We start from the raw sequence: 6,779 nt of genomic DNA, 5'->3' as shown, positions 1-6,779 counted from the left end.
GCGCCCCCCGCCCCCTCTCCCTCCGGGTGGGTGGCGGTACCTCCTTTCCCCCCCCCCCCCCCCCCCCCCCCCCCCCCCCCACCCCCCCCCGGCCCCCCCCCCCCCCCCCCCCCCCCCCCCCCCGCGAGCGCACAGGGCAGCTCACCGGCTGCGTGGACGAGCGCGAACTCCTCGCCCAGCACTCCCCCTTGATGTCACCGCTGGTCTGGGACCTCGCGCACATCGGCAACCAGGAGGAGCAGTGGCTGCTGCGCGCGGTGGGCGGCCGCGCGGCGCTGCGCCCGGAGATCGACTCGGTGTACGACGCGTTCGAGCACCCGCGGGCCCGGCGCCCGGCGCTGCCGCTGCTGCCGCCCGCGGAGGCGCGGGGCTATGTCGCGGACGTGCGCGGCCGGGTCCTCGACCTGCTGGGCACCACCCCGCTACGCGGCGCCCCGCTGGTGGAGTCCGGCTTCGCCTTCGGCATGATCGCCCAGCACGAACAGCAGCACGACGAGACCATGCTGATCACCCATCAGCTGCGCCGGGGCCCGGCGGCCCTCACCGCGCCCGAGCCGCCGCCCGCGGCGCCGGACGCGGGCCTGCTGCCCGCGGAGGTCCGTATCGAGGGCGGCCCGTTCACGATGGGCACCTCCACCGAGCCCTGGGCCCTGGACAACGAGCGGCCCGCCCACACCCGTTCGGTGCCGCCCTTCTTCCTCGACACCCTGCCGGTGAGCAACGCCGCCTATCTGCGGTTCATCGAGGACGGCGGCTACACCGACCCGCGCTGGTGGCTGCCCGAGGGCTGGGAGCAGGTGCGCGCCCAGGGACTGGCCGCGCCGCTGTTCTGGCGGCGCGAGGGCACGGCCTGGGTGCGACGGAGGTTCGGGGTCGTGGAGCCCGTGCCGCCGGACGAACCGGTGCTGCACGTCAGCTGGTACGAGGCGGCGGCCTACGCCGCCTGGGCCGGGCGGCGGCTGCCCACCGAGGCCGAGTGGGAGAAGGCCGCCCGCCACGACGCGGCCGCGGGCCGCTCGCGCCGCTACCCCTGGGGCGACGAGGACCCCGCCCCGGCCCACGCCAACCTCGGCCAGCGCCACCTGCGCCCGGCACCGGTCGGGGCCTATCCGGCGGGCGATTCACCACTGGGCGTGCGGCAGTTGATCGGTGACGTGTGGGAGTGGACGGCGAGCGACTTCCTGCCGTATCCGGGCTTCCGGGCCTTTCCCTACCGCGAGTATTCGGAGGTGTTCTTCGGCAGCGCCCACAAGGTGCTGCGCGGCGGGTCCTTCGCCGTCGACCCGGTCGCCTGCCGGGGCACGTTCCGCAACTGGGACCTGCCGGTGCGCCGGCAGATCTTCGCCGGATTCCGTACGGCCCGCGACGCGGAGCCCTCCTGATGTGCCGTCACCTGGCGGTCGTGGGGCCCGAGTCCCCGCTCGGCGCGACCGTGGCCGAACCGCCGCACTCGCTCGTCCGCCAGTCGTGGGCGCCCCGCCGGCAGCGCCACGGCACGGTCAACGCGGACGGCTTCGGCATCGGGTGGTACGCGCCGGGCGACCCCGTGCCCGCGCGCTACCGGCGGGCCGGGCCGGTGTGGGGCGACCAGACCTTCGCCGACCTCGCCCGGGTGGTGCGCGCGGAGGCGCTGCTCGCCTCGGTGCGGGACGCCACCGAGGCGGACGCCGACGGGGAGGCGGCGACCGCGCCGTTCTCCTCGGGGCCCTGGCTGTTCAGCCACAACGGGGCGCTGGCCGGCTGGCCTGACTCGGTCGCCGCGCTCGCCGCCCTGCTGCCCCCGGGCGCGCTGCTGCGGCTGGCGGCGCGGTGCGACTCGGCGTTCGTCTGGGCGCTGGTCGAGCACCGGCTGCGCGAGGGCGCGGCCCCGGGGCCCGCCCTCGCGGGCGCGGTCGCGGCCCTGTCCGGCGCCGCTCCCGGCTCCCGGCTGAACCTGCTGCTCACCGACGGGACGGCCATCGCGGCGACCGCGTGGGGCGACTCGCTGTGGTGCCTTCGCGACCGGGCGGGGCGCACCGTCGTCGCCTCCGAGCCCTACGACGACGACCCCGCCTGGACCGAGGTCCCCGACCGCACCCTGCTCACCGCCACCCGCGCCGGCGTCGCGCTGTCGCCCCTCTCCCCGCTCGCCCCGCACTCCGCGCTCAAGGAGCCCGTTCTGTGAGTCCGTTCGCCCTGACCCGCACCCTTCCCGCCGACGCGACCGCCGCCGCCCTGCGCGCGGACGTCGCGACCGGGCTGACCCGTACGCCCAAGGCGCTCCCCCCGAAGTGGTTCTACGACGCCCGCGGCAGCGAGCTGTTCGACGCGATCACCCAGCTGCCCGAGTACTACCCGACGCGCGCCGAGCGGGAGATCCTCCTCACCCGGGCCGCCGGGATCGCCGAGGTCGTGCGGCCGCGGACGCTGGTGGAGCTGGGCTCCGGCTCCTCCGACAAGACCCGCCACCTCCTTTCGGCACTGCCCTCCATCGACCACTACGTGCCCGTCGACGTCAGCGCGAGCGCCCTGGAGGGCGCGGCACGCACACTGCTCGCCGAGAACCCCGGCCTGACCGTGCACGCCCTCGTCGCCGACTTCCAGTACGGCCTGGCGCTGCCGGACACGCCCGGCCCCCGGCTCCTCGCCTTCCTCGGCGGCACGATCGGCAATCTCCGGCCGGAGGAGCGGGCGGTCTTCTTCGGCGCGGTGCGGTCCGGGCTGGCGCGCGGTGACGCGTTCCTGCTGGGCACGGACCTCGTCAAGGACGAGCGGACGCTGGTCGCCGCCTACGACGACGCCGCGGGGGTGACGGCCGAGTTCGACAAGAACGTCCTCGCCGTCGTCAACCGTGAGCTCGGCGCCGACTTCGACCCCGCGGACTTCGACCACGTCGCCCTCTGGGACGACCGGCGGGAGTGGATCGAGATGCGGCTGCGGGCCCGTAGCGCCGTCGTGGTGAAGATCCCCGCGCTGGACCTCGCGGTGCACTTCGAGGAGGGGGAGGAGCTACGGACGGAGATCTCGGCGAAGTTCCGCCACGAGGGGGTGCGCGCGGAACTGGCGGCCGCGGGGCTGGAACTGCGCCGCTGGTGGACCGACGAGCAGGGGCGCTTCGCGCTGTCGCTGTCCGTGCCGGTTAGCCTCGCGGTGTGAACGAGGAGAAGAACGAGCGGCGCGGCGACGGCATCCCGGCGGGCTTCGAGCGCGGCACCGACGGCCCCAAGGTGATCGTCGTCGGTGTCGACGGCTCCGATTCGTCGTGGCGCGCCGCCGCCTACGCGGCCGGGCTGGCCCGTCGGCAGAACGCGCTGCTGGCGATCGTCTACGTCCAGCCGGTGCTGGCGGGCGGCGCGGCGCTCGGGGCCCCGGTGGTGGAGGCGACGGAGGAGGTGGCCGAGGAACTGCTCGCCGAGATCCGCGCGGCCACGGACCGGGTGCGGGGGATCCACGAGATGCGGTGGGAGTTCCACACGTTCCGCGGCGACCCCTACGCCGGTCTGGTCAAGGCGGCGGACGAGCTCACGGCGGACGCGGTGATCGTGGGCGCGTCGGAGCAGGCGGGCCACCGGATCATCGGCTCGGTGGCGGTCCGCCTGGTCAAGGCGGGCCGCTGGCCGGTGACGGTGGTCCCGTAGCGGCCGCCCGGTCCCGTCGGCTCAGTCCTCGTCGTCCAGCCGGAAGCCCACCTTCAGGCCCACCTGGTAGTGGCCGACCCCGCCCTCCGTCAGGTGCCCCCTGATCTGCGTGACCTCGAACCAGTCGAGGTTGCGCAGCGTCCGGGACGCCCGCCCGAGACCGTTGCGGACGGCGGCGTCGACGCCGTCCGGGGACGAGCCGACGATCTCGGTCACGCGATACGTGTGGTGGGTCATGGCACAGGCTCCAGGCGTGGAACGGTCCGGACACCCCCACCGTGACCCACCGCGCGCCACCCCGCGAGGCGAGCGCGGCCGTTGGAAGGCGCGGCGGGCCGGGGTCAGCCGCGCGGCAGCACCGACGACAGCACCCGCGGCAGCGGATACCAGTCGGCCGTCGCGAAGCTGGCGTGGGCCTTCGCGAGGAGGGCGACCCTCTCCCGGGCCTGGTCCTCCGTGGGGCGGGTGATGTCGATGGCGGGCGGCACCTTGTGCGCGTCGGTCATGACGACGAGGTAGTGGCGGCTGTCGTACCAGGCGGTGTCGATCTTCCCGCCGGTGTACGTGGCCGCGTCCCCGTCGAAGAGGACGAACCACGGGCGGATCGTGGGGTCGGCGTACCGCGCGCGGGGATCGCCCGGCACCGCGCCGTGCACGGCCGGGAAGGCGCCCGCCTGCCGGAGCCGGCCCGCGGCGGCGAGGTCCCGCAGGTGCGTCGCGTACTCCCGGTCGGTCCACAGCCGGTCAGCGGGGTTCTTCTCCTCCACCGTGCCGGGGATCAGCTCCACGACGAACCTGCCCGCGAGCGCGGAGCGGTCCGGCCAGCCGTCGGCGCGTACGGCCTCGTCGAGCGTGGCGTGCTTCCCGGCGAGGTCGGCGGGGCGGTAGAGGGCGTCGCCGAGCTTCTCGCCGAGGAGGGCGTCCAGTTCGGCCGGCCCGCGGCCGCTGTCGGCGTTGAAGCCGTCCTTCATCTCCACCTTGAGCAGGACGGGCCGGTGGCCGGGGTGCGCGTCGTGCCAGGCCCGGATGTCGGCGAGGCAGCCGGAGAGCGGCTGGTTGCGGGACTTCGTGCGCAGCTCGGCGGGTGCGGCGGCGCCCTCGCAATTGTTGTTGTTCGCGAGCGGGTTGGCGTGCGAGACGCGGAAGGAGCGGCCGCCGAGGCCGTTGGTCCAGACGTCGAGTTCGAGGAGGGCGGCGCCCGAGTCGAGGGCGTCGGCGAAATAGGGGTACTTCGCCGTCTCGTAGGCGTTGTGCACCCCGACCGAGGTGGTGGCGGAGTAGGCCGCCCGTCCCGCCGCCGTCCCCGCCCCGGCCGGCGCGGCCGTGACGGCCGCCGTGGCCGCCGCGACGACCGCGATCATTCCCGCGCGTATGCCCGTTCGCATGTCCCCCCCGCTTTCGTCGATCCCGCGCGGCGCGCGAGCGACCAGCAGGTTACTGGATCATGTGCGGGGCCCGGAAAGGCCCGTGCGCGGGAGCGGGCGAGCGCCTGCTCCGGGACCTCGCGCGCGGCACGCAAATGAGCTCACCCACTCGTATACAGAACTGCACGATCCTGCAGTGGTGGGAAGCTCGACGCTCCTGCACGGGCCCCGCCGGGCAAGCACTGGACGGGCCCTTGGACGGGCGTGGAACGAGCGAGGGGCCGGTGCGGACATGGGCGGCGAGGAATACACCAGCTGGCGCAGCCACTTTCTGCTGCTGCTCGACCGGATCCCGACGCCGATCGCGGTCTGCCGGGCGGACGGCGAGGTGACGGTCGCCAACCCCGCCATGGCCGCCGAGTGGGGCACGGCGCCCGGCAGACTGCGCGGCCGCAACCTCCAGGAGCTGTTCCGGCCGCGTGCCATCGGCCGGCTCGACCGGCACATCGAGGCGCTGCGGCTGGGCCGCCGGCCCCGTCACCCGATCGAGGTGCGCTGGGTGACCGGCGCGGAGGGGATCGAGCGGGAGGGCGAGCTGCTGGTGGACCCGGTGGGCGACGCCTTCCCCGCGAACCCGATGCTGCTGGCGATCCTGCGCGTGCGGACGGACCCCTCGCACCGGCCGGTGGAGCCGATGGCGGAGGTCAGCGTGGTGGAGGGGAACATCCTCGCGCTGGCCGCCGCCGGGGCCACGACCGCCGCCATCGGCAAGGCCGTCGGCCTGACCGTGGACGGCGTCAACTACCACCTGACCAGGCTCACCCGGCGCTGGCGGGTGCCCAACCGCACGGCGCTGGTGGCGAAGGCGTACGTCCTCGGGGTGCTGTCCACCCGGGAGTGGCCGCCAGCCCCGGCGCCTCAGCGGGCCGCGCGGGGCGCGTGCCGCAGCACGCAGTCGCCGCACATCCCGCCGGGCAGGACGCGGTAGTACAGACAGCAGGTGGTGCGGGCGAAGGCCGGGCCGCCCGGCGCGGGGGCGGTCAGGGTGCCGGTGCCGCTCAGGGGCGGCGCGTCGAGCAGCGCGCGCGTCAGGGCGAGCGCGCGGGCCGCCTCCTCGGGCCGGTGCCGTTCGCGGCACCACGCGTGCAGCACCCGCAGCGATCCGGCGAGCGACGAGGCGGCGTTGCCCCACAGCAGCCGGCCGGAGACCGGGACGATCGCGCGCGTCGTGGCGTGCAGGGTGGTCAGCGGGCCGGCCAGGACGCGGTCGCGCACCTGGCCCGCCAGGTCGGCGGCGGGCGGCAGCGCGGCGGGCGCGGGCAGCCACAGGTCGTCGGGGGCCGTGCGCGCGGGGTGCCAGCGGAGCCGGCCGTCGGCGAGGTCGGGCACGCGGCCGGTGAGCACGGCGGAGCCGAGGGCCACGGACAGCAGCCGGCCGGCGATGCCCTGGTAGGCGACGGACGCGGCCACCCGCCGGTCCGCCGTCCCCAGCCGCTCCGCCACGGTCGCCACCCTGCGCCGCACGGCCTCTTCGGTCCGGCCCGCCAGGGGCAGGTACTCCCCCGCGCCGCCGGGGTCGTCGTCGGTGCGCAGGGCGAAGAACGGCCCCACGGAAGCGAGTTCGCGGAGGTTCATGGGCGGGGGCGGGTCCGTTCGGCGGGCGGGCAGGGGCACCGCCAGCCTTTCACGGCCCGCCGCCCTGCGCGTCGCCTGGGCCGGGGATCGCCACACCAGGCGCGCCGGGCATCATGACAGCACGTCAACCTCTCGATACCCTCGGCGTTGACAACGATGTCAG

At 75.6% G+C, this 6,779-nt stretch carries 8 protein-coding genes; 5 read left to right on the top strand and 3 right to left on the bottom strand.

The genetic code is table 11. The features are described from left to right. Positions 1 to 26: 26 nt before the first annotated feature. The 4 genes from egtB to ACZ4A5_RS19215 are packed head-to-tail and all read left to right on the top strand — an operon-like array spanning position 27 to position 3,617. On the top strand, positions 27 to 1,382 hold the full coding sequence (egtB, locus tag ACZ4A5_RS19230) for an ergothioneine biosynthesis protein EgtB (protein WP_467585017.1): 1,356 nt from the start codon (positions 27 to 29) through the stop codon (positions 1,380 to 1,382). Continuing rightward, a complete protein-coding gene (gene egtC, locus ACZ4A5_RS19225; protein WP_467585008.1) occupies positions 1,382 to 2,164 on the top strand; it encodes an ergothioneine biosynthesis protein EgtC in 783 nt (260 codons plus the stop codon). Before egtB ends, egtC begins: the two co-directional genes overlap by 1 nt. Continuing rightward, positions 2,161 to 3,135: an L-histidine N(alpha)-methyltransferase gene (egtD, locus tag ACZ4A5_RS19220; protein ID WP_467585005.1), complete on the top strand. Its 975-nt coding sequence runs from the start codon at positions 2,161 to 2,163 to the stop codon at positions 3,133 to 3,135. The genes egtC and egtD overlap by 4 nt, the downstream gene beginning before the upstream one ends. Next, positions 3,132 to 3,617 carry a universal stress protein gene (locus ACZ4A5_RS19215; protein ID WP_467585002.1) on the top strand — a complete coding sequence of 162 codons (486 nt, stop codon included), beginning with the start codon at positions 3,132 to 3,134 and terminating at the stop codon, positions 3,615 to 3,617. The genes egtD and ACZ4A5_RS19215 overlap by 4 nt, the downstream gene beginning before the upstream one ends. A gap of 21 nt (positions 3,618 to 3,638) precedes the next feature. Here the strand turns inward: ACZ4A5_RS19215 and ACZ4A5_RS19210 are convergent, their stop codons facing one another. Together ACZ4A5_RS19210 and ACZ4A5_RS19205 are read right to left on the bottom strand one after the other, a co-directional pair. After that, positions 3,639 to 3,854: a dodecin gene (locus ACZ4A5_RS19210; protein WP_361531657.1), complete on the bottom strand. Its 216-nt coding sequence runs from the start codon at positions 3,852 to 3,854 to the stop codon at positions 3,639 to 3,641. A gap of 104 nt (positions 3,855 to 3,958) precedes the next feature. Next, complete coding sequence (locus ACZ4A5_RS19205) at positions 3,959 to 5,002, bottom strand: phosphatidylinositol-specific phospholipase C domain-containing protein (RefSeq protein ID WP_467584997.1); 1,044 nt, start codon at positions 5,000 to 5,002, stop codon at positions 3,959 to 3,961. A 271-nt stretch (positions 5,003 to 5,273) separates the two neighbouring features. Here ACZ4A5_RS19205 and ACZ4A5_RS19200 point away from each other — a divergent pair, with 271 nt between their 5' ends. Beyond that, positions 5,274 to 5,969 (top strand): PAS domain-containing protein, encoded by a 696-nt coding sequence (locus tag ACZ4A5_RS19200; RefSeq protein ID WP_467584994.1) that lies wholly within the window; start codon positions 5,274 to 5,276, stop codon positions 5,967 to 5,969. On the opposite strand, the gene ACZ4A5_RS19195 is transcribed toward ACZ4A5_RS19200, so the two are convergent. Beyond that, positions 5,900 to 6,616, bottom strand: coding sequence for a (2Fe-2S)-binding protein (locus tag ACZ4A5_RS19195; protein WP_467584991.1), 717 nt, complete (start codon positions 6,614 to 6,616; stop codon positions 5,900 to 5,902). The two genes, ACZ4A5_RS19200 and ACZ4A5_RS19195, sit on opposite strands and share 70 nt — an antisense overlap. Between the last annotated feature and the right edge of the window lie 163 nt (positions 6,617 to 6,779).

This window comes from Streptomyces sp. NPDC025618, assembly GCF_055558795.1.
This window is presented reverse-complemented; position numbering and strand designations above follow the sequence as displayed.